At 60.6% G+C, this 20,706-nt stretch carries 16 protein-coding genes; 6 read left to right on the top strand and 10 right to left on the bottom strand.

Going from position 1 to position 20,706, the window contains the following annotated elements:
* Positions 1-61 precede the first annotated feature (61 nt).
* Positions 62-607, top strand: coding sequence for a metallophosphoesterase (locus ACTQ48_RS07895; RefSeq protein WP_441038956.1), 546 nt, complete (start codon positions 62-64; stop codon positions 605-607).
* Between the two features lie 150 nt (positions 608-757).
* Positions 758-2,515, top strand: a complete 1,758-nt coding sequence (locus ACTQ48_RS07890; RefSeq protein WP_441560122.1) for a DUF2130 domain-containing protein — start codon at positions 758-760, stop codon at positions 2,513-2,515.
* 79 nt (positions 2,516-2,594) lie between these two features.
* On the opposite strand, the gene ACTQ48_RS07885 is transcribed toward ACTQ48_RS07890, so the two are convergent.
* The 3 genes from ACTQ48_RS07885 to ACTQ48_RS07875 form a co-directional block, all read right to left on the bottom strand.
* Positions 2,595-5,276 carry a DEAD/DEAH box helicase gene (locus tag ACTQ48_RS07885; RefSeq protein ID WP_441570548.1) on the bottom strand — a complete coding sequence of 894 codons (2,682 nt, stop codon included), beginning with the start codon at positions 5,274-5,276 and terminating at the stop codon, positions 2,595-2,597.
* A 267-nt stretch (positions 5,277-5,543) separates the two neighbouring features.
* Positions 5,544-6,425: a tRNA (guanine(46)-N(7))-methyltransferase TrmB gene (gene trmB / locus ACTQ48_RS07880; RefSeq protein ID WP_154517108.1), complete on the bottom strand. Its 882-nt coding sequence runs from the start codon at positions 6,423-6,425 to the stop codon at positions 5,544-5,546.
* A gap of 118 nt (positions 6,426-6,543) precedes the next feature.
* On the bottom strand, positions 6,544-7,416 hold the full coding sequence (locus ACTQ48_RS07875) for a class I SAM-dependent methyltransferase (RefSeq protein WP_441570546.1): 873 nt from the start codon (positions 7,414-7,416) through the stop codon (positions 6,544-6,546).
* Between the two features lie 267 nt (positions 7,417-7,683).
* Here ACTQ48_RS07875 and ACTQ48_RS07870 point away from each other — a divergent pair, with 267 nt between their 5' ends.
* The 4 genes from ACTQ48_RS07870 to ACTQ48_RS07855 all read left to right on the top strand — a co-directional run bounded on the left by ACTQ48_RS07870 (position 7,684) and on the right by ACTQ48_RS07855 (position 11,691).
* The gene (locus ACTQ48_RS07870; RefSeq protein WP_441570544.1) at positions 7,684-8,340 is read left to right on the top strand and encodes a helix-turn-helix domain-containing protein; all 657 of its coding nucleotides are present in this window, start codon (positions 7,684-7,686) and stop codon (positions 8,338-8,340) included.
* Positions 8,261-8,833: a DUF4097 family beta strand repeat-containing protein gene (locus ACTQ48_RS07865; protein WP_441570542.1), complete on the top strand. Its 573-nt coding sequence runs from the start codon at positions 8,261-8,263 to the stop codon at positions 8,831-8,833. The genes ACTQ48_RS07870 and ACTQ48_RS07865 overlap by 80 nt, the downstream gene beginning before the upstream one ends.
* Positions 8,834-8,907: 74 nt before the next feature.
* Positions 8,908-10,815 (top strand): elongator complex protein 3, encoded by a 1,908-nt coding sequence (locus tag ACTQ48_RS07860; protein WP_441570540.1) that lies wholly within the window; start codon positions 8,908-8,910, stop codon positions 10,813-10,815.
* A complete protein-coding gene (locus ACTQ48_RS07855; protein ID WP_441570538.1) occupies positions 10,816-11,691 on the top strand; it encodes a spermidine synthase in 876 nt (291 codons plus the stop codon). It abuts the gene before it with no gap.
* Positions 11,692-11,895: 204 nt separating this feature from the next.
* On the opposite strand, the gene ACTQ48_RS07850 is transcribed toward ACTQ48_RS07855, so the two are convergent.
* The 7 genes from ACTQ48_RS07850 to ACTQ48_RS07820 form a co-directional block, all read right to left on the bottom strand.
* A complete protein-coding gene (locus ACTQ48_RS07850; protein ID WP_441570537.1) occupies positions 11,896-14,340 on the bottom strand; it encodes a DEAD/DEAH box helicase in 2,445 nt (814 codons plus the stop codon).
* A gap of 116 nt (positions 14,341-14,456) precedes the next feature.
* Complete coding sequence (locus ACTQ48_RS07845) at positions 14,457-15,755, bottom strand: ATP-binding protein (protein ID WP_441017292.1); 1,299 nt, start codon at positions 15,753-15,755, stop codon at positions 14,457-14,459.
* Complete coding sequence (locus ACTQ48_RS07840; protein ID WP_441570535.1) at positions 15,748-17,508, bottom strand: TerB N-terminal domain-containing protein; 1,761 nt, start codon at positions 17,506-17,508, stop codon at positions 15,748-15,750. Before ACTQ48_RS07840 ends, ACTQ48_RS07845 begins: the two co-directional genes overlap by 8 nt.
* A gap of 88 nt (positions 17,509-17,596) precedes the next feature.
* Positions 17,597-18,313, bottom strand: a complete 717-nt coding sequence (locus ACTQ48_RS07835) for a DUF554 domain-containing protein (RefSeq protein WP_154517132.1) — start codon at positions 18,311-18,313, stop codon at positions 17,597-17,599.
* 88 nt (positions 18,314-18,401) lie between these two features.
* Positions 18,402-19,793: a hypothetical protein gene (locus tag ACTQ48_RS07830; protein ID WP_441570533.1), complete on the bottom strand. Its 1,392-nt coding sequence runs from the start codon at positions 19,791-19,793 to the stop codon at positions 18,402-18,404.
* 39 nt (positions 19,794-19,832) lie between these two features.
* Positions 19,833-20,093, bottom strand: coding sequence for a hypothetical protein (locus ACTQ48_RS07825; protein WP_441570532.1), 261 nt, complete (start codon positions 20,091-20,093; stop codon positions 19,833-19,835).
* Positions 20,074-20,676, bottom strand: a complete 603-nt coding sequence (locus tag ACTQ48_RS07820; protein ID WP_441570531.1) for a hypothetical protein — start codon at positions 20,674-20,676, stop codon at positions 20,074-20,076. The genes ACTQ48_RS07825 and ACTQ48_RS07820 overlap by 20 nt, the downstream gene beginning before the upstream one ends.
* Positions 20,677-20,706 lie beyond the last annotated feature (30 nt).

Raw genomic sequence — 20,706 nt, 5'->3', positions numbered from 1 at the left:
GCATCGCTGCGTCTGTATACTTAGCACGAGTTGGACGCGTTGCGAAATGAGGACTGAGACGATGATGTGGTTTACCGCCGACCTGCACCTGGGCGATACGAATATCTTGCACGACATGGACCGACCGTTTGGCTCGGTTGAGGAGATGAACCGCAAGGTCATCGATGTCATCAATGAGTGCGTGGCTGCGGACGACCGCCTCTATATTCTGGGTGACTTTACCTATCGTCTGCCCCTAGCGGATGCCGTGCGCCTACGCGAGCGTATCGAATGCCAGAACGTGACGCTCATCCGTGGTAACCATGACGGCGACTGGGAAGATCCCGACGTGCCGCAGATTTGGGAAGACGTGCGTGATTACCTGGAGATTGCTCCCGGCTATGCCAAGGGTCATCGTCTGGTTATGAGCCACTACCCCATGCTCAGCTGGAATGGCAAGGCACGTGGCGCCATCATGCTGCACGGGCATATCCACAGCAGGGGAGACCGCACCAATACGCGCAACCGCGATCGCGAACGTCCTATCTTTCGCTACGATGTCGGCCTCGATGCCAACGAGTACAAGCCCGTAAGCCGTGACCAAATCCTAGGCTTCTTTGGACTGTAATTCTCGAACCGTCATACAAACCGCCACAAAGGGGACGGGTACCTTTGTGGCGGTTCTGGCGCCGTTGCCATTATGGCGGCGGCGCCTTTTTTGTCCGCGCAGCGCGGTAGAGTGTAGGCGGTTGAAATTTGCGTCCAGCGAGGAGCTGCTATGAACGAGATCAAGTGCCCGCATTGTGGCGAAGTATTTAAGGTCGATGCATCCGGCTATGCGGATATCGTCAAGCAAGTGCGCGATGCCGAGTTTTCGCGCGACCTGGATGAGCGTGTGAAGGCGGTCCAGCGCGAGGGCGAGCAAGCGCTGGAGCTTGAGCGCTCGCGTTCGATGGCTGCCTTGCAAAAGGCAGAGTCCCAGCGCAACGCTCAGCTTACCGAGCAGAAGAACGCTGCAGCTCAACAGCTGGCACAAGAGGTTGCCAAGCGCGATGCTGAGCTCGCCGAGCTGCGTGCCAAGCTCGAGGGCGCTGCCGCAGAGCGCGAGAGTGCAAGCCAGCGCGCGGCGGTAGAGGCACGAGCCAACGCTCAAAAGGAGAATGCCGAACTCCAGCGCGAGATCGACAATTTGCGTGCGCAGCTGGAGCGCAAAGATGACGAAGCCAAGCTCGTCGAGTCGGCGGCGCGCAATGCCGCTCAAAACGATTTAGCTGCACGTGATGCTCAGATTGCCGAGCTGCAGGCCAGGCTTGCCGCGGCGGACAAGGCCCAGGAGATGGCGCTTGCCGCTGCCGCGGCAGAGTCGCAGCGTGAGCTCGATGCCGCTCGCAGCGAGGCCGAGCGCGCGCTTGCTGACTATCGCGCGAAGGTACAAGAGAAGTTTTCCGCCGCAAAGGCTCAGTCTGAGCGCGAGGCCGAGGGCCTTCGTGCACAGCTTCGTGAGCAAGAACTTTCTGCAAAAATGGAGCTGTCGAAGGCGGTCGCCGCGGCGGAGCGAGAGCGCGATGAGGCGCGTGCCAAACTGACGAGCGAGCTGGCGGTGCGCGATTCTCGCGAGGAACAGGCCAAGGCGGCACACGAGCTTGAGCTTGCGCAGGCCAAGCGCGCGAGCGATGACCTGATTCGCTACAAGGATGAAGAGATCGAGCGCCTTAAGGACATGAAGGTCCGTCTGTCCACCAAGATGGTGGGCGAGTCGCTCGAGCAGCACTGCGAGACCGAGTTTAACCGTCTGCGCATGACGGCATTTCCCAACGCGTACTTCGAGAAGGATAACGATGCGTCCGAGGGTACCAAGGGCGACTTTATCTTCCGCGAGTGCGACGCGAGCGGCAACGAGGTCATTTCGATTATGTTCGAGATGAAAAACGAAAACGACGAGACCGCGACCAAGCATAAAAACGAGGACTTCTTTAAGAAACTCGATCACGATCGTCGCCAGAAAGGCTGTGAGTACGCGGTGCTCTGCACGCTGCTCGAGCCCGAGAGCGAGCTCTATAACGTAGGGATAGTCGACGTGAGCTATCGCTACGAGAAGATGTACGTGATTCGCCCGCAGTTTTTCATTCCCATGATCACGCTCCTTCGCAACGCCGCCATGGGCTCACTGCGCTATAAGCAGGAGCTAGCGGAGTACAAACAGCAGAATATCGACGTCACGAACTTCGAAGCCAAGATGGAGAAGTTCAAGAATGATTTCGGTCGCAACTACGAGATCGCGAGCCGCAAGTTCCAAACGGCAATCGATGAGATCGACAAGACGATTAGCCATCTGCAGAAAACCAAGGAGGCATTGCTGTCCTCCGAGAACAATCTGCGCCTAGCCAACAAGAAGGCCGATGATCTTACCATTCGCAAGCTCACGTGGGGCAACAAGACCATGAAGGCGGCGTTTGACGAGGCGCGCGGGGCTGCGCCAGAGACAAACGATGAGCCAGCCGAGGCGGATTCGTATGAGGTCGAGGATACCGAGTAAGGCATAGCGTATAGTGCAAAAACGGGGCCGCTGGCGATATTGCCAACGGCCCCGCTTCGTTTCGTTCCAGTATGTTCGACTAGTCCTCGAGCAGGTCTTCGATAAAGCCGACGCGGTAGTTTTTGAAGATGACTTCACCGCCGTCTTGCGTGGCGTCCAGATCGACATCGCCCATGATGCCAAAGTCGTGGTCGCCGTCCTCGTCGGCAAAGATCTGGTGCACGTGCCATACGTGCGCGGTCTTCTCGTCGGACTCATCGATGGAAAACATCGCGGCGCTGCGGGCATCTCCGTCGGTGAGGATTTCCTCGTGCTGCTCATGGTAGGCATCGAGGGCCTTTTGCCAGCGGATCTCGCTCATGCCCCAGTCGTCGTCGAGCTCGCCCAGGTCGCGAACGTGCTCACGGGCGGCAAGGGTCACGCGGCGGAAGAGCGCATTGCGCACCAGCAGCGTGCAGCCGCGGCGGTCCGCCACGACCTCGTCGATGCCCTGTGGCGGCGCGGCATCGAGGGCTGCCGGGTTGCCGGCGTTCTCCCACTCGTCCACCAGGCTCGAGTCCACCGAGCGCACCACAAAGCCCAGCCACGAGATAATGTCGCGCAGGCGCTCGTCGCGCTTCTCGATGGGTACGGTGCGGTCGAGCGAACGGTAGGCCTCTGCCAGGTAGCGAAGCAAAATGCCCTCGGAGCGGGCGATGCCGAGCTTTTGAATGTAACCCTTAAAATCGCTCGCGCTTTCCAGCATATCGCGCAGGACACTCTTGGGAGAGAGCTGGTAGTCGTTTGCCCAGGGCACTTCCTGGCAGTACTTGTCAAAAGCGGCGTCGAGCAAATCCTCGAGCGGCTTTTCGTACGTGACGTCTTGAATGCGCTCCAAGCGTTCCTCATACTCGATGCCGTCGGCCTTCATCTCGGCCATAGCGCGATCGCGTGCGGCGCGCTCCTGTGCACGCAATACCTGCTTGGGGTCCTCGAGCGTGGCCTCGACCATCGAGATGAGGTCCATGGTATAGGTCTCACTTTCGGGGTCGAGCAGCTCCAGCGCGGCAAGCAAAAACGGCGAGAGCGGCTGGTCGAGCGCAAAGTCCTCGGGCAGGTCGACCGTCAGCGCGTAGTCGATGTCCGGCGCGGCGTCAGCCGGAGCGTCGGGTGCGGGCGGCACCTCGGTGCGCACGACGACGCCGGAGTCGATGAGCGTGGCGAAGATCTCGTCGGCGCGAACCTCAAGCTTGGCCTTTTCTTCGGGGGTCTGCAGGCTTGTCTCGATGAGGTCATGTACGCGGGCTCGGGCATTGCCGCCCTGCTCGACCACACTAATCACCATAGAGTGCGTGATGCGCAGGCGTGGCTTGAGTGTTTCGGGTGGCGTCTCGATCAGGCGCTCAAAAGTTTGCTTGTTCCATGAGACAAAGCCCTCGGGGGCCTTTTTCTTTTTAATCTTACGGAGTTTTTTGGGGTCGTCGCCCGCCTTGGCCATAAGCTTGGCATTCTCGATCTCGTGCTCGGGTGCCTCGGCGATCACCATGCCCTCGGTATCGAAGCCCGAGCGACCGGCGCGACCGGCAATTTGATGGAACTCGCGGGCGCGCAGGCGACGCATCTTGTAACCATCGAACTTGGTGAGCGCGGTGAGCACCACGGTGTGGATGGGTACGTTGATGCCGACGCCGAGTGTGTCGGTGCCGCAAATGACGGGCAGTAGGCCCTGCTGCGCCAGGCGCTCGACCAGCAGGCGATAGCGCGGCAACATGCCAGCATGGTGCACGCCGACGCCGCATCCAAGCAGGCGCTTGAGAATCTTGCCAAAGGCCGTGGAGAAGCTCGTTCCCTTTGCCGCTTCCTTAATGGCCTCGCGCTGCTCCTTGCTGGCGATGCCAAAATTGGCGAGCGACTGTGCCGTCGCAAGGGCGGCATCCTGGCTAAAGTGCACGATATAGAGCGGGGCCTCGCCACGGCGCATGGCGAGCTCGACCGTGCCCTCAAGGGAGGTCGTCACATAGTCGTAGCTCAGCGGAACAGGACGCGGGGCATCGACAACCAAGTCGCAAGCAGCGCCGGTGTGCTCCTCGAGCGAGGCGGCGATGGCGGAGACATCGCCGAGCGTGGCGCTCATGAGCATAAACTGCGTGTGGGGCAGGGTGAGCAGCGGTACCTGCCAGGCCCAACCGCGATCGGGGTCGGCAAAGTAGTGGAACTCGTCCATGGCGACGCAGCCAACATCGGCATCTTCGCCCTCGCGCAGCGCATCGTTGGCAAGGATTTCGGCCGTGCAGCAGATGACGGGCGCCTTGGTATTGATATGCGTATCGCCGGTGATCATGCCGACGTTATCGCGGCCGAGTACCTGTACCAGGTCGAAGAACTTTTCGCTGACCAGGGCTTTGATGGGGGCCGTGTAATAGCAGCGCTTGCCCTGAGCCATGCCCATAAAGAGCATGCCCAGCGCGACGAGCGATTTACCCGATCCAGTCGGTGTGCCTAAAATGACGTGATCGCCGGCGGCCAGGTCCATGAGGGCCTCTTCTTGGTGATCCCACAGCTCAATGCCACGGTCGCTCGTCCATTCAAAGAAGCGTTCGAAGGCCTGATCGGGCGTGAGCCATGGTTCGGGCTCGCTGCCGTCCTCGGGCTCCCACCAGGTGGGAGAGAGCGCGCCGAGCGAGCCAAACTCGGCTTCGGTTCCCGTGCCGCCCGAGAACGAGCTGGCGGCGCCGGCACCGGAGACGGTGCTGGCGGCGGTATCTGTCGTGGTCTGTGCCATGTGTTTGCTTTCTCTCGCGATTGTCCGCCAACTATTATGGCGTAGCGTCGCATCGATGCGTTCGCAGGCAAGAAAATGCAGGAAATGGGCGTTCTGCCCAGCTGTTTGGTGCAGTTGCCAGCTAAGTGAGTAGACTTTTTGCAATATCGCGAGCACATGGCTTTTGCACAAAGGCTCTACCTGCGGTTTTAGTATTGGTTATGCGGGTTGTGCTTGGCTATTGCAAAAAAGTCTACTCACTTAGATTTGAGGGTCGTTTGCTGGCGCCTATTTGCGCTTGTTTGCCGAAGCCGCGACCATCAGGGGCCCCTGGGACTCCTGCGGTAAGCGCTTCTTGCCCTTGCGGGCGCGGTTTTTAAAGTTCTCGACGGCCTCTTCCATGCCGAGGGGCACGTAGGTGAGCTCATCGAGATTGTCGGGCAGGTAGCACGCAAGGCTTTGCTCCTGCGCGCGCCCCGCCGTGAGCTGTTCATCGCTGGGCAGCGCGTCGGGAGTGGCGCAAATGCCATAGACGGCGGCACCCATCTCGCGCGTGCGGCGCTCGTATTCGGTCTCGGGATGCTCGGGATGGTCGCGGCGAACGTCGTCACTTACCCATAGTGTGTCGTAGCCGGCCGCGGCAAACTGCCCCAGGGCGTAGTCGCGCAATGGCTTGCTGTCGGTGCGCAGCGTGACGGTGGCGCCGGCTGAAAAAAGCGGGCGGTAGAGCATCAGATGGTCGACATGGACGAGTCGTTTTTTGGCGTACTTGGCCTTAGGCTGCGGCGTGGGAAAGTTGATGGTGATGGCATCGAGCTCGCCTGTGGCAAACAGCTGCGGTAACGATGCGGCGCCTCGGGGCAGGACGAGTGCGTTGGTCAGTTCCTGCTCGCAGATTTTCTGTGCGGCATAGGCGATGCAGATGGGCTCCTGGTCCATGCCGATAAAGAGCGTGTTTGGCTCGTGGGCCGCGCGCTCTACAAGGTACGTTCCCTTGCCGCAGCCAAGATCCAGGTGAAGGTGTTCGAAAGACTTGCTGCCTGCGGGCGCACAGGCCTCGCGCCAATCTCCGGCATAGATTTCAGGGTTCGTCTCAATCGCATCGGCGTAGCGCTCCAGGCGCTCTTCGAGCACAAAGTTCTTAGGCGTGCGAACGTGGACGGCTCCCATGAGGCTCCTTGGTCATAAGTATGGAACGCATAGCTGCGCGTTCCGTCAATGGGTTGAAAAAGGGTAGGCATAGCTTGCCCGAAAGACGCGGTGCGGCTCGACGGCGAGTCGTCGGCGCCTACAGGCGCTTGAGAATCACGTAGCGGTTGAGCTCGCCACTGCGACCGTCGGCATGGAAGCGCTCAAGCTCGCGTACGGGGACCTCGCCGCTCTTGTAGAACGTGCGCACGCCGCGCACCAAGTCGGTGATCTGCTGATCGTCAAAGTGGTGGCAATAGCGGTAAGCATGGCGGTCGTTTTGCCAGCCAATGAGGTGGTCGCCGGCTTCAAACTGTGCTGAATCGTAACCCTCAAACGGCGGGGTGAGCTCGGCGCGGGCCTCGGCGCGAACGGCCTTGCGCGCCATGCGCTCGTCGTTCATAAACTCCCAAAAGCTAATGGCGATGATGCCGCCCGGGCGCGTCTGCCGCACCAGGGCGTCGAGCACGCGTACGCGGTACTCGCACGACGGTACGTGGTGCATAAAGCCAAAACAGACCGAGATGTCGGCGAGCGGGGCGTCGAAAAGCGCGTCGGGAGTCTCGGCGGGGTTGAGCTTCATGAGGGCATCGAGCACGTCGAGTTCCTGGAAGTGCAGGTTGGGAATGCGCAGGGCGTGACCGTGCGCATCGATAGCCAGGTCTTGGCACGAGTCGACGCCATAGAACTCAAACGGGCAGCTGGCGTCTGCCGAGGAGTTTGCGCCGTCGACGCCCTTGGCGGCAAGTGCGCCGCCGGCGGCAAAGTTCTCGAATCGCATATTGCCGCAGGCGAGATCGAAGACGCGGACGGGATGCTCGATCCTGGCGACGTCGAGCTGCTCGAGCGCGATATCCATGGTGCGTACCCAGCCGGGCCACGGGGCCTGACGCGTATCGGAAAAGGAGGCGGAGTGCTCGCGATAGAACGTGTTGTTGAGCTGGATGAGCGATGAGGCGAAATCGCGGTTCACGGCGCGGGACTCCCTCCGTTGGCGGTGCGAAATTAACAGTACGACCATACTACCGTTAACGCCGCAACGGGGACAACTAAGCTACGTGTCATTGCTTTGTTTGGACACATTTCCGCAGCTCATATGCACCCGCAACCGCCGGTTGTCAAAAATCTCACTAGAATAGGTGGCATGCTTTTGGCGGTGGCGGATAGTTTTTTAACTGTGCAAGGCGCCTTAAGAACAAAAACGGTCCGGCGGCACGGCTGGCATCACATAGGAGGAACCATGAATGTAGAAACTGCGCAGCGGCTCGCCGACCTTCGCCGCAGCAAAGGCTTTAGCCAAGAAGGGCTGGCGCGAAAGCTGGGACTGTCGCGCCAAGCGGTCAGCAAATGGGAGCGCGCGGAGAGCTCGCCCGATACCGAGAACCTGATCTCGCTCGCCAAACTCTATGGCGTGAGCCTGGACGAGCTCCTCAATCCGAGCGATGAGATCGAGGACGATATCGAGTTTGAGAACGAGGACCGCGCCCGTCAGCGCGAGGCCGAGGCCGCGGAGCGCGCCCGCACCCATGAGGCGGCGGCACGCGCCACCGAGGCGGCAACACAGGCGAGTGATGCTGCGGCCAAGGCGGCACAAGCGGCAAGCTGGAGTGCGCAGGCCGCCAACGCCGCTACGGCGCAGGCGACGAGTGGCGGTGCAGTTGGCTCGACTCCGGCGAAGGGCCCGTTCCAGTCGTTCCCGTATTGGGCTGTGTGTTGGCTGCTGTTCTTTTTGCTGATGTTCCCGTTTGGCGCCGGCCCCTTTGCCGCGCTGATCTTCTTTACGATTCCTATTAGAGCGGGGGCGCGTTGCCGAGGGTATGGATGCCTCCAAGGCCGCGACGCAAAACATCGCATCCGTCGAGGACTCGACGCTCAAGGTTTCCCAGTTTGGAAGTGATGACGGTAAGGCAATCGATCGCTCAGTTACGGTTGAGCTGCCACGCCGTGTTGCCGAACATCTGAAGGGAGTCAACGCGCACGTGGGCTCGGGTGATCTGCAGATTGCCGGTGTCAGCTGTGATGGTTTCGACCTTTTCCTGGGCGCGGGAGATGTAGAGTTTTCGGGCAGCGTGACTGATGCGCTCAGCGCTGAGGTCGGTTCGGGCGATGTGACGTTCGAGCTTTACCAGGCCCCCGCGAAGTCGATGGACGTGAGTGTGGGCTCGGGCGATGTGGAGATGACGGTTCCGAACTCGACGGGCTTTAAGGCGAGCGTCACCTTGGGCAGCGGCGACTTCGAGAGCGATTTCCTTCCGCTTGGCTACGACGGCGAGACCATTTTGAATCTTGAATTCGACAACGGGGATAAGTCTGCCACGTATCGTTTTGAGGTCGGTTCGGGTGACATGTCGTTTGATCCGGAGAGAGAAACGGATATCGAAGACTTATAAACCCTAGACGCGCTCTTTGATGAAGGCGCCGGAGCCGCGACGGGCTTCGGCGCCTTTGCCTTTACAATGGGGGCATGGAACAGATTATCTTGAACATACTCGAGGCTCTGCGTCGCGGCGAGACCGTGGACGACAAAGCGCTCGTCAAACTGATACATGCCGAGGCGCGCCGTGAGGGTGCCGACAAGCGCGATCTGGCCAAGCGCCGTCTGCTGCCGTTCTACCAGCGGGTTAAACGTGAGGAGCCGGCTCGTTGGGCTGGGTGGAATGTCGATGCCGAGCTAGAGCGTCAACTGCTGCAGGTGCTACGCATGAAGCCGCGCCGCACGGCTTCGGGCGTAGCGACCATTACCGTCATCACCAAGCCGTGGCCGTGCTCGGGCGATTGCCTGTTTTGCCCCAACGACCTGCGTATGCCCAAAAGCTATTTGCATGCCGAGCCCGCGTGCGCCCGTGCGGAGCAAAACTGCTTCGATCCGTATCTGCAGGTGAGCGCTCGTCTGACCGCGCTTTCGCAGATGGGGCATGCGACCGATAAGATTGAGCTCATTGTGCTCGGTGGCACCTGGAGCGACTATCCGGAAGGCTATCAGACATGGTTTATGTCGGAGCTTTTCCGTGCGCTCAATGACGATGCCGTCGCCGGCGTGGCGGCCAACCCCATGTTGGCGCGTCCGGGCATCAGCCGTGCCGAGGCGGGGCGTCTGCTCGACGATGCACCCGCCGATGCGCTGCCGCCGGTGGTGTCGGAGCGCCGCGAGCGCTATCGGGCTGCCGGCATTGCGACAGACGAGGCCGAGCTCGCTGCCGGCGTTGCCGACGAGCAGGAGCGTGTGGATGCTGCCGTGGGCGGCTATAACCGTGCGGTGCGTCGTTTGTACGGCCCCGGTACGCCGTGGGGCGAGGTCACCGAGTGGCAGACGGCAACGATGGAGGAGCTCGAGCGTCAGCAGCGCATCAACGAGACGGCGAAGCATCGCGTGGTGGGACTCGTTATCGAGACGCGCCCCGATGCCGTAACGCCGCAGGCGCTTACGCTCATCCGCCGCCTGGGCTGCACCAAGATCCAGATGGGCATCCAGAGCCTCGACCAGTACCTGCTCGATATCAACGAGCGTCGCATTTCGGTGGGCCAAATCGAGCGGGCGTTTTCGCTTGCGCGCCTGTTTGGCTTTAAGATCCATGCGCATTTTATGCTTAACCTGCTGGGCGCCACGCCCGAGGGGGACAAGCGCGACTACGAGCGCTTTATGACCGAGGGGGCCTTTATGCCCGACGAGGTCAAGGTCTACCCGTGCGCGCTCATCGAGGGTTCGCGTCTGGTGGGCTGCTACGAGCGCGGCGAGTGGCGCCCCTATACCGAGGAGGAGCTACTCGACGTGCTAGCCGATGACATCGTGGCGACGCCGCCGTTCTGCCGTATCAGCCGCATGATCCGCGATTTTAGCTCCGATGACATTATGGTGGGCAACAAGAAGCCCAACCTGCGTCAGCTCGTCGAGAACCGCCTGGCTGCTCGGGGTGACGGTGCGACGGTGCGTGAGATTCGCTATCGCGAGATCAGCACGGCGGGTGCCGACTTGGATGAGCTGACCCTTGACGAGGATGTAGCGTACGAGACGCCGGTGACGCACGAGCGCTTTTTGCAGTGGGTGACGCCGCAGGGCAAGATTGCGGGCTTTTTGCGCCTGTCGCTGCCCGACCATTCGTTTGTTGCCGCGCATGCGGACGAGTTGCCGACGACGCCGGAAGAGGCGATGATTCGCGAGGTGCACGTGTACGGCATGGCGGCGCGCGTGGGCGACCAGGGCCAGGCGGCGCAGCATCATGGACTGGGGCGGTCGCTGGTGGAGCGTGCGTGCCATATTGCTCGGGACGCGGGCTATACGCACATCAACGTGATCAGCGCGATCGGTACGCGCGAGTACTATCGCCATTTGGGTTTTTACGACCATGGACTCTATCTGCAAAAGGAGCTCTAAATGAACAAGCCGAGTGTTTCTGCCGGCGTTGTTGCCGGTGTTGCTCTGGGAGCCGCGGCGCTTGGTGCGGCTGCCGTCGCTGTTCGTGCTGCCTGTCTGCAGGTTGCGCGAACCCGCAATGGGTTGGCGCGTGTGAAACGCGTGCACGATGAGGGCGGCGATGAAGTCCGCGTATTGGTGCAAGGCGGTGTCTACCAAAGCGCGAGTTACGTCGGCGAGCGCTGGGCGGAGCCCGTCTTTTCGTATTATCGCGCGTTTGACGACGTGTTTGAGGCCGAGGATGCGATGCGTGACGTTTATGGTCACGGTATCAGCCGTATGCTTATGCTAGGTGGCGGCGGGTTTGCCTATCCCAAATTTGCGCTGATGTCGCACGAGGGCCTGCGCATGGACGTTATCGAGTATGACGGAGAGATTACGCGCCTGGCGCGCCGCTGGTTCTACCTAGACGAGCTAGAGCGCGCGGCGGGCGATCGCCTGCGGGTGATAACCGCTGAGGCTCGCTCGTATCTGGGTGTGACGAGCGTGGGCCATCGTCGCTACGACGTGGTCGTGAGCGATTGCTTTGGCGGTGCCGAGCCCGTACGCGAGCTGGCGACGGTTGAGGCGTTGCGTTTAGTGCGGGGAAGCCTGAACCCCGGGGGTATCTACGTTGCCAATATCGTGAGCGCAAACGAGGGGAGCGATGTAACGTTCCTGCGCGACTGCGCTGCCACGGCACTCGAGGTATTCGCCCACGGCTGGGTGGTCCCCTGTGGCGATACAGAGTTCGGCGGCGAGGAAAACTACCTGCTCATCGCCAGCGACGGGAACTATGCCTTTGCCGAAGCCGTGCCCTTTGACGCCGACTTCCTCGGCGCCGTCCTTCACGACTAGCGCGTCTTTCTGCGACCAGTCTTTCTGGGACGGGGCTTTTTAGCTGCTTTCGGATGCCGGCTCGCTCCACATCGGGAGCAGTCAATTTGGGACGGGGCTATTTTAGCTATCCCTGCCACTAATCGGCCAAACCTTTCGCTTTACCTGCAAGGGCAGCTAAAATAGCCCCGTCCCAAATTGACTGCTCATATAGTCAGCCCCGTTTTATGCGTGGTCGCGCCAGCTGCGGACACGCTGCTTCATGCCATCTATGTCGAGCACGCCTTCGGCAAAGCCCTTACGCACGAGCTCTTCGGGAACGAACTCATCGTAACGATCAAAGTAAGGCACCTCGCCGGGATAGACGAGCTCGATGGGATCGAAGTCCTTCTCGGCCTCGGCGGCGAGTACCTCAAAGAACGTCTCTTCGTCGGCCTTCATCTTAAACTGCATAAAGTACGGGCGCGACGGGTCGAGTCCGCGAAGGCCCAGATCCGCGGCACATTTAATCTTGAGCATGCGCTCGAGCGCCAAAAAGGCATAGCTGCCCAGCCAGGGGAAGAGCACCCAGGTGTCGCCGCCCAGGTTAATGAGTGGCCTAGTGCCCGCACCCGAAATCTCGGCCGTATGGCGAGCCTGCGCCAGACGGGCTCGCGCGTTGCCCATAAGGTACGGATACGCGGCATGTTCGTTGAGCGCTTTACGCATGCGCTCGAGTACATGCGTGTTGATGTCGCCGGGGCAGTCGCCAAAGTAAGCCGGCACACGGCCCTTGACCTGCGTGGCAAAGACGGTATGGCGCTTCCAGTCCACTTCCTCGACAATCCAGCAGTGCCCGGCGATGGCGATGCGTTCACCGGGCGGTGGGGGATTGACGATCGTGCCCAGTTCGGACGACTCGCTGCGGACGGTGAACTCCTCGTTTTCCTGGAACACGGCGTAGAACTTAAAATTGTTGATGATGCGCTCGCCCGCGAGGCCCACGATGAGTCCGCCGCCCTCGGTGACCTGGATATGGTCGATCTTAATGAGGTGACGCAGCAGCACGCGATAGTCATCGGCTGAGACGCGATGGAAATAGCTGAGTGTGAGCACGCGCTGGGCAAGTTCTGCCGGCGTGAGCTCTCCGGTGCTGGCAAGCGTCGACATAGTCTGGTGATAGAGCAGACTGTAGGGGAGTCGATCGAGCTCGGGCGGCTCGACCCACTTTTCCTCGCGATAGAGTTGTACGAGTGCGATGCCCTGCAGGAGCTTCCACGGAATGGTTTCGGGCATCATCGTGCGCGGCTCGGGCTCTTCCTCGCGCATGACAAACCACATCTCGGGCGGAAGGTCGCGGCGTCCCGTGCGGCCCATTCGCTGCAAAAAGGAACTGACGGTAAATGGCGCATCGATTTGAAACGCACGCTCCAGACGGCCGATATCGATGCCAAGCTCAAGCGTAGAGGTGGTGACGGTCGTCTGTGCCTGCTCCTCATCGCGCATGAGCTCTTCTGCCGTCTCGCGCAACGATGCCGAAAGATTGCCGTGATGGATGAGGAAACGGTCAGGCTCGTGTCGGCTCTCACAGTAGCTGCGCAGCATGGAACATACGGCCTCTGCCTCCTCGCGCGAGTTGGCAAAGACCAGACACTTGCGCCCGCGGGTGTGTTCGAAGATATAGCCCATGCCGGGATCGGCGTTGTCGGGTGCGGTGTCGGTGGGGTTGAGGAGCGCTTGCTCGGCGGCCCGGGGGATGTCGACTTCGCCCTCGGGGGCCGAAGAAGTGCAGCGGTTCCCGGAGGTAGCCTTACCCTGTGCCCGTTTGCGACCTTGACGGCGCTTGTCCTGTGTGGGCTGTCCGCTGTGGCTCGCGCCTTGGGTGTCGGCCGGCAGCGCCGTGGGTGCCGCTGCCTCAATGCGCTCGGAGGCAAGCACTTCGGCCTCTTGAGGACCCATGCTCTCGAATCCCCGCTGCTGTGCCTGGGGACCCGAGTTGTAGAAGTGCTCCATGGAGATGCGCCACACGCGGCGCGGTTCCTCAAAACGAGGGATAACGCAGTCACGTCCCGTTCCCTGTGAGAGAAAAGCGCCCGTGCGCTCGGGGTCGCCGATGGTGGCCGAAAGGCCAATGCGTCGAGGCTGCACGCCGGCCATGCGCGAGAGTCGCTCGATAAGGCAGAGCGTCTGCCCGCCACGGTCGCCGCGCATGAGCGAGTGGACCTCGTCGATGACCACATAGCGCAGGTCGCAAAACATGCGCGGGATCGCCATGTGCTTATGGATCAGGAGCGCCTCGAGTGACTCGGGCGTAATCTGCAAGATGCCGCTCGGCTTTTTGATGAGCTTAGCCTTGTGCGACTGCGAGACATCGCCATGCCAGTGCCAGACAGGGATATCGGCCTCTTCGCAGAGGTCATTAAGGCGGACGAACTGATCATTGATGAGCGCCTTGAGGGGGCCGATGTAGAGGGCACCCACGCTCGCGGGCGGCTTCTCCCAAAACTCGGTCAGGATGGGAAAGAAGGCGGCCTCGGTTTTGCCGGAAGCCGTGGATGCCGTCAGGAGCACATTGTCTTGTGTGTTAAAGATGGCATCTGCCGCCGCAACCTGAATGGAGCGGAGACTCTCCCAATCGTGGGAGTAGATGAAGTCTTGGATAAACGGGGCGTAGCGGTCAAAGGCGTTCACGGGGCCTCCTTTCAAAAGCGAATCTCTCAACGCGGCGGGCAGTGGCTTGCTGCATGACTGCTTCAATGTTTGCCCAGATAAAACCTGCCAAAATAAACCTGTCCCTTTTTGGCAGGTTAGATGGCGAATTCGGCGAAGTTGCGGTCGGCGCCTGCGGTGCCGGTGTCGTCTGTTGCGGCTGCTGGCGCGTCACCGCCGACGCTTTGCAGCAGCTCGGCCACGTTGGCGTCGGGGTTTTGGCATAGGATGTCGAGCAGCTCGATAAAGTCACGAATGACTTCGCGCGGCGTCAGATGCGTGTCGGCTCCCACGCGACCGAACTCAATCTTGAGGAAGTCCACCAGGTCGCTCTCGGTAAGCGTGGGCGTCCAGCCAAAGTAGCCGGCGTGAATTTGCATGAGTTTTTCGATCAGCACCAGCAACTCTTCGTAGGTGAGTGGCTGCAGACGGATGATGGGCGCGAGCATGTCTTTAAGGTCCTCGCGTGCAAAGCGGCCCTGAGCGAGTCGGCTGCGCAGGGCCTCGTAGGAGAACACGCCGCGGCGGCGGTCTTCGATGGAGGTTGGCGTGCCGCCCATGATCATGCCCAGGTACTGCGCCTTGCCCTGAAGCGTGTCGTTGTACATGGTCAGGATCTTCTCGTAGTTGTATTGGCGCGTGATCGCGTTGGGAATCTTATACAGATTCACGAGTTCGTCGATGAGCACCAGCATGCCCTTGTAGCCGCTGCAGACCAAAAAGCGCGCAATGAGCTTAACGTAGTCGTACCAGTCGTCATCGCTGATGATGGTCGAGGAACCCAGTTCGGCGCGAGCCTCGCTCTTGGTGCGGTATTCGCCGCGGATCCATTTGGTTATGCGGCTCATGGCCTCTTCATCGCCCTCGGATACGGCCGTGCGGTAGCGGCGGAGCATGCGGGCGAAGTCGAAGCCGTGGACCATCTCCTCGAGCGGGGCCAGTTGGGCATTGACGACCGACTCGTCGACGTCGGCACACGAGGCGACCCAGCGATCCAGAATAAGGTTGAGCGCACCGCCCTCGGGGCGCGTCTTGGTCGATATGTTGCGGATGAGCTCACGGTAGGTGGCAAGGCCCTGCCCCTGACCGCCCTGCAGGCGGCGCTCGGGCGACAGGTCGGCATCGGCGACGACGAACCCCTCGCCCATGGCGTGCGTGCGGATGGTCTGGAGCAAAAAGCTCTTGCCTGCGCCGTAGCGACCGACCAGAAACCGGAAGCTCGCGCCACCGTCGGCGATGAGACTCAAATCGGTGAGCAGGGCGCGGATCTCGACCTCGCGCCCTACGGTGATATAGGGAAGGCCGATGCGCGGGACCACACCGCCCTTGAGTGAGTTGAGAATGACGGCAGCGACGCGCTTGGGCACGCGGGGTGCTGCGGATGCGGTATCACTCATGGTCTAGGTATCCTCTCACGTCTGCTTCGTAATCCTCGATAATTTGCGGTCCTGCCGCGCCGAACTCGATAACGGTGTCTCCCACCAGGTCAAAGAGCGTCTCGTTGATGCTGTCGACGAGCATATCCTCGCTCTGGCCCGACCTCTCCACTGCCGATGTCGCTTGCACTGTGTTTTGCTCGAGGAGCGCGCGAAGAAAGGCATCTTCGGCGGGCGCGAGTTTGTTCGTAGCTTCGGCAGACGCGGGCGTTACGGGTGCGGGCGCAGACACGAGGAGCGGTGCCATGACGCCAAACTCTTCGGCGGAGACAGTCGGCTCGTCGGGTTCGTCTTGCTGAATGGTCATCTCGCCAGGTTCGGCAGTCATGCCGGGCGCAGACTCGCGGCCCGGCTGCTCGATAAGCGTTGCCTCGGCTTCCACGGGCGTGCCGTCCTCGCGCTCCTCATCAATCAAAAGCGCTTCACGCGTTTGCGCGGCGGCGCTCCGAATGTGCCCCAGCTGGCTCAAATCGATATCGATCTTGACGGGCTGGTGTGCGGCATCCCACGAAAGCCATGCCACGATCTCGTCATCGATGATTTTGGCCAGATATTTGGGGACCTTCTCCTCCTTCAGGGGGTGGGCGGGGGCTAGGGCCAGGCGCAGACGTTGGTCGCAGGCGCGCATCATCTCACCAAGCTTGCTGCTCTTTTGCCTGCTGCCGTGAATTCGCATGCATTCCCAAAAACCGTTTTGGCAGCGGTAGATATGGATGGGGTCAAGACGGTATTCGCAGTCCTCGTGGCGCTCGGGCGCAAAGAACACGGCCGAGGCAAACATGGTATAGGGCATGGCCGTCTCCTCCCCAAACAAGCTCGCCACGATACCGTTCTTTCGATGCGTGTCATAGTAGCGCGCCATGCGGACGTACACGGCGCATGCCACGTGGCGTAGGTCGCGATGGTGGCTGCGATCGAGTCTAGAGTTATCGAGGTTATACGTGGAGAGGGCGTTGATAGCGGCCATGAGTCGCTCCTCGCCCGCCTCGTCGGGCGGGAGGGGGAGCGTAGGCTCGGAGGTCTTACGACGCGCAGACGGCAGATCCGACGGCGTCGGTGCAGGTGCAAGGTCTCGAGCCGCGCGCCGCAGCTCGATAAGGGCGTTATCGAACATGACGGTTTTAGAGTCGCGAAGCAGTTTGGGGTCGAGCCCGTGGAAAACGGCGTAATCTTGCAACCACACGCGTGCAAACCGGTCGATGCCGGGCTCGAAGGCACGATAGGCGTTCCAAAAGGCCTTGATCTTGTTAAAGCCATCGAGTGGGTCATCTACGCCAATGCCGCAGATCAGCTCATAGAGATACAGGAAGGCAAAGGACGTAGACGTTTCCTCGACAGTTCCGCGGCGCACTTGGGCACGCCAGGTAAAGTAGCCGCGCAACTGTCGATCGCTCATGGCATTGTAGGTGGGAAAGTACGACTTAAAGGTGCCGTTGTAGGGACAATCGTCCTCGAAGTCGGCCATCAGCAGGCCTTGGCGGTAAAAGAGCTCCGCCTCCGATAGCCAACGTCCCGCGCCGCCTTTGGGATCATCTTGCCAGCGTGATATCTCGCGCATCTTGCGGTACTGGTCGGGGAGGAAGTTCTGCATCTGTCGACCGGTCTTGAGAATCGGCTCGTCGGCATAGATTTCGTTTGAGAAGCGGGCGGACTGATGGGTCCGGGCCTCGGCCATAATGCGCTCGATGAGCATCTTGACGTCCTGGTCGGCCACCGCTTCTCCTCTCCTAACGCAGCTTCGGTGACCTCATATCATAGCACAGCATCAAACAGGTGTTCGAGAAACCGCTATGTAGATAGATTTAGAACAAGAGGGCGTAGATGACCGCCACGACGACGGAGGGGAGCATGTTGGCCGTGCGGAAGGTCTGAGGTCGAATAAGGTTAACCCCAACACAGAAGATGAGCATAGAGCCCACAAGCGAAAGGCTGTCGAGGGCTGCGGTGGTCATGATGGGGGAGAGTGCGCCGGCAAAAAGCGTGATCGTGCCCTGGAATACGGCAACGGGCAGGGCCGAGAAGATGCAGCCGCGGCCAAGCGAGGCCGTCATGGTGCAGACGATGATGCAGTCCAGCGCGCCCTTCAGGGCAAGCGTGGACCAGTCGCCGAGCAGACCGTCCTGAATCGATCCTACGATGGCCATGGCACCGATACACACGGTGAGCGATGCCGAGACAAAGGCGTTGGTGAACTCGTTGTCGCCTTCGCTGCCGGTTTTGCGCTTGAGCCATTCGCCGAGGTTCTCGATGGCGGCCTCCAGGTTGATGGCCTCGCCGATGAGCGAACCGAGGGCAAATGAGACGATAAGCATGGTGGTGCCGGTGGTCGCCAACGCCTCTCCATCGATAACGAGCATCTTTTGCATGGTGCCGCCCAGGCCGATAAACAGAACACACAACCCCGACGCCTTCATGAGCGTGTCTTGGATGCGAGGCGTAATGAAGCGCCCACCCATAAGGCCAAGCAGACCGCCCGCGATCAAAAGCGCGACGTTGATGATCGTTCCTAAACCCGGCATGAACCCTCCTGTAATTGATGCCAACGCGGCAATCGTAGCAGAACGGGGAGGGGGCGCTCAGTATCCGAGCCAAGCGGCGGTTAGCGGTCTAGGACAGGATGGGGCTAAAGTCGAAGCGCAGCGTCATGAGGTGCTGCGGGGATTCGATGGCTGCGGCAATGATGTCGGCATCTCGTGCGCGATCGAACCCTTCAAGTTCCATTTGATAGGGGACGTCTTCTTGGATACCGATGCGACGAGGAAGCAAAAGCTTGGTTCCGTCGAATTCTTCGGTTCGCGTTCCGTCTGCTGCAACGGAATAAAGGTGTAACTTGGCGGTCGTTGTGGCATCAAGTGCCGAGATAGCTTGGATATCGTTCGATGCGCTCTTTGCTCCCACTGCTGTAAGTGCCGTAGGCGCGACGACTTCGCCCGAAGGCAAAAAGACGAGCTCGACGGTGTTGGGGAATGCGATGAGGATATTTTTGCGGCGGGGCGCATTGGCAGCGACTGGCTCAATGCTTGCAGCATCGACGGTTTCCGTGTGGTCGAGCGCGACCATCATGCAACAGTTGCCTTCGTCGACACCTGGGGGAGCGGCAAAGTCCAGGCCGTCTTTCGGTTGGGAATCACCTAGTTCGGTGGCGCTGCCGCTTGGCTTCTCGAGAGGAACCGCAGCGTTATCTTCTGATGATGCATCGTCAACATGTGCCGGTGCGTCTGCGACCTCGTCTTTGGGGGATTTGTCATTATCGCTCGATATAGGAGCGGCAATCTCGACGGACCCCACTCCGTGCCATGTCATTTGGAGCAGCGCCGGATCGGCGAGAATGCGCTGCACGCCCGGCTCCTGGGCATCGATATTGATGGGGGCGGGTTCTGATCCGCGCGTGAGGTTAAGCGAGCCCTTCTGCCTGGTGCTTTGAGCCTTTTGGTCGTCCGCGTCGCCAGCGTAGAACAGCAAAGGCGCATCTCCCGTTGCGATGGCTTCGGTGTCCGCCTTGGTCAGCCGCAGCGACGCCGTAAAGGAGATGATGGGCTGCGCGCCATCGACATTCGAGGGAACGCAGCCCAGGCATACACCCCCTTCTTCTTCATGGGCCGTGCTGTCAAAGACGACCTTTGCCCCGTTCGCCGAGTCATCGACCGAGGCAATATCGATGCGCAGCTCTAAGTCGCATGGGTCGCCATCGGCGTCGACTGCAGCCGATTTCCATGTGCAGATGGCGCAACCTGTCCGGGGGCCGTTCTCCTTGTCCGGTCGCTTGATATCCACGACTATCGAGTCGACCGCATTGCGGTGAAGGCATCCCGAGGTTCGGACCGTGGCATGTGCGAGCGAAAAACGTTGGCAGGCGACGATACCCGACGAATTCGCCGCGGGGTTCAGAGCTTGCGGTAAGGAGCTTGCCGTGGCGGGCGTCGCCCAAGCGGCGAGAGGCGTACCGCTCGCCAGTGCGCTGCAGAGCGCGGCAACGGGCAAAAGGTTTTTGGGTGCCATGGTTCTCCTATCTATTCCGCGTACTCCGGTCGTGCTTGGCTATTGGTTGCGTTTGACGTGCAGGCCAAGGCACGTCAGTCCTGCTCCCACCGTGGCGACGCCTACCGCAATGAGTTGCCGGGTGTCGCTCGTCTGGACGAGCGGCTCGTGACGGCTGCCGCGATTAAGGCCCGAAAGATCGACGGTCACTTCTGTGGCCGCTTGCGCTTGCTCTTGTTGAGCAAAGGCCATTGCGGGTGCGGACGCCAAGATGCTGACGATGGCGGCCAGTGCAATCGCCTTAGGACGTGGCGTGCGCACCGGGCTCGACCGTCCAGGTGATGCTTGCCACTTGATCTCCCGTACCGGTGGCGTGGTAGATGTCACGCGTGACGCGGGCGACGTGGCCACTCACATTGAGCCTAATTTTGTCCGTTCCGTCGCCAATGTCCTTGTACTTCATGTCGAAGCTTGCGTCTTTGGAAAGATCGAGGCCCGTAGTCTGAGTCGCCGAGCTGGCATCCTTTTCTGCCTCATCGGGGCCAACCTTAAAATCGATGGAGTTCTGGGCCGAGCCCGTCTTTGCGTCTGCAACGATTGTCCAGTCGTTCTTGGCCGTGACCTTCATGTTGGTGACGTGGATGCCATATGCCGAGAGGTTGTCGATGGTAATCGTCTCGTCGGAGGGTCCTACAAGCGTTCCGTCGGCTTTGGCGGCAAAGGGGATGACCGTTGGCGCCTTAAACGAAACATTGCTAATGTCGGCCTTCACCGTCACATCGGTGGTTCCAACGCGCACCTCTGCCATGGCCGCCGTTGGCGCGGCGCCCATCGCAAGTGCGAGCGTAAGCCCTGCGCCCACGGCGAGTGCCCTGGCTCCGCTCAGGTTCATGGGTGTGTTCATAATCGATCCTTTCTGCTCGTCACGGACTGT

Origin of the sequence: Collinsella sp. Sow4_E3 (assembly GCF_052116285.1) — a bacterium.
Classification (GTDB): Bacteria; Actinomycetota; Coriobacteriia; order Coriobacteriales; family Coriobacteriaceae; genus Collinsella.
This window is presented reverse-complemented; position numbering and strand designations above follow the sequence as displayed.

Excerpts from the sequence above, each read along its gene's own strand:
- trmB (WP_154517108.1), bottom strand. The coding sequence starts at position 6,425 with ATGGGAGCCGTCCACGTTCGCACGCCTAAGAACTTTGTGCTCGAAGAG.
- ACTQ48_RS07830 (WP_441570533.1), bottom strand. The coding sequence starts at position 19,793 with ATGGCACCCAAAAACCTTTTGCCCGTTGCCGCGCTCTGCAGCGCACTG.
- ACTQ48_RS07870 (WP_441570544.1), top strand. The coding sequence starts at position 7,684 with ATGAATGTAGAAACTGCGCAGCGGCTCGCCGACCTTCGCCGCAGCAAA.
- ACTQ48_RS07895 (WP_441038956.1), top strand. The coding sequence starts at position 62 with ATGATGTGGTTTACCGCCGACCTGCACCTGGGCGATACGAATATCTTG.
- ACTQ48_RS07885 (WP_441570548.1), bottom strand. The coding sequence starts at position 5,276 with ATGGCACAGACCACGACAGATACCGCCGCCAGCACCGTCTCCGGTGCC.
- ACTQ48_RS07855 (WP_441570538.1), top strand. The coding sequence starts at position 10,816 with ATGAACAAGCCGAGTGTTTCTGCCGGCGTTGTTGCCGGTGTTGCTCTG.
- ACTQ48_RS07860 (WP_441570540.1), top strand. The coding sequence starts at position 8,908 with ATGGAACAGATTATCTTGAACATACTCGAGGCTCTGCGTCGCGGCGAG.
- ACTQ48_RS07865 (WP_441570542.1), top strand. The coding sequence starts at position 8,261 with ATGGATGCCTCCAAGGCCGCGACGCAAAACATCGCATCCGTCGAGGAC.
- ACTQ48_RS07820 (WP_441570531.1), bottom strand. The coding sequence starts at position 20,676 with ATGAACACACCCATGAACCTGAGCGGAGCCAGGGCACTCGCCGTGGGC.
- ACTQ48_RS07845 (WP_441017292.1), bottom strand. The coding sequence starts at position 15,755 with ATGAGTGATACCGCATCCGCAGCACCCCGCGTGCCCAAGCGCGTCGCT.
- ACTQ48_RS07835 (WP_154517132.1), bottom strand. The coding sequence starts at position 18,313 with ATGCCGGGTTTAGGAACGATCATCAACGTCGCGCTTTTGATCGCGGGC.
- ACTQ48_RS07890 (WP_441560122.1), top strand. The coding sequence starts at position 758 with ATGAACGAGATCAAGTGCCCGCATTGTGGCGAAGTATTTAAGGTCGAT.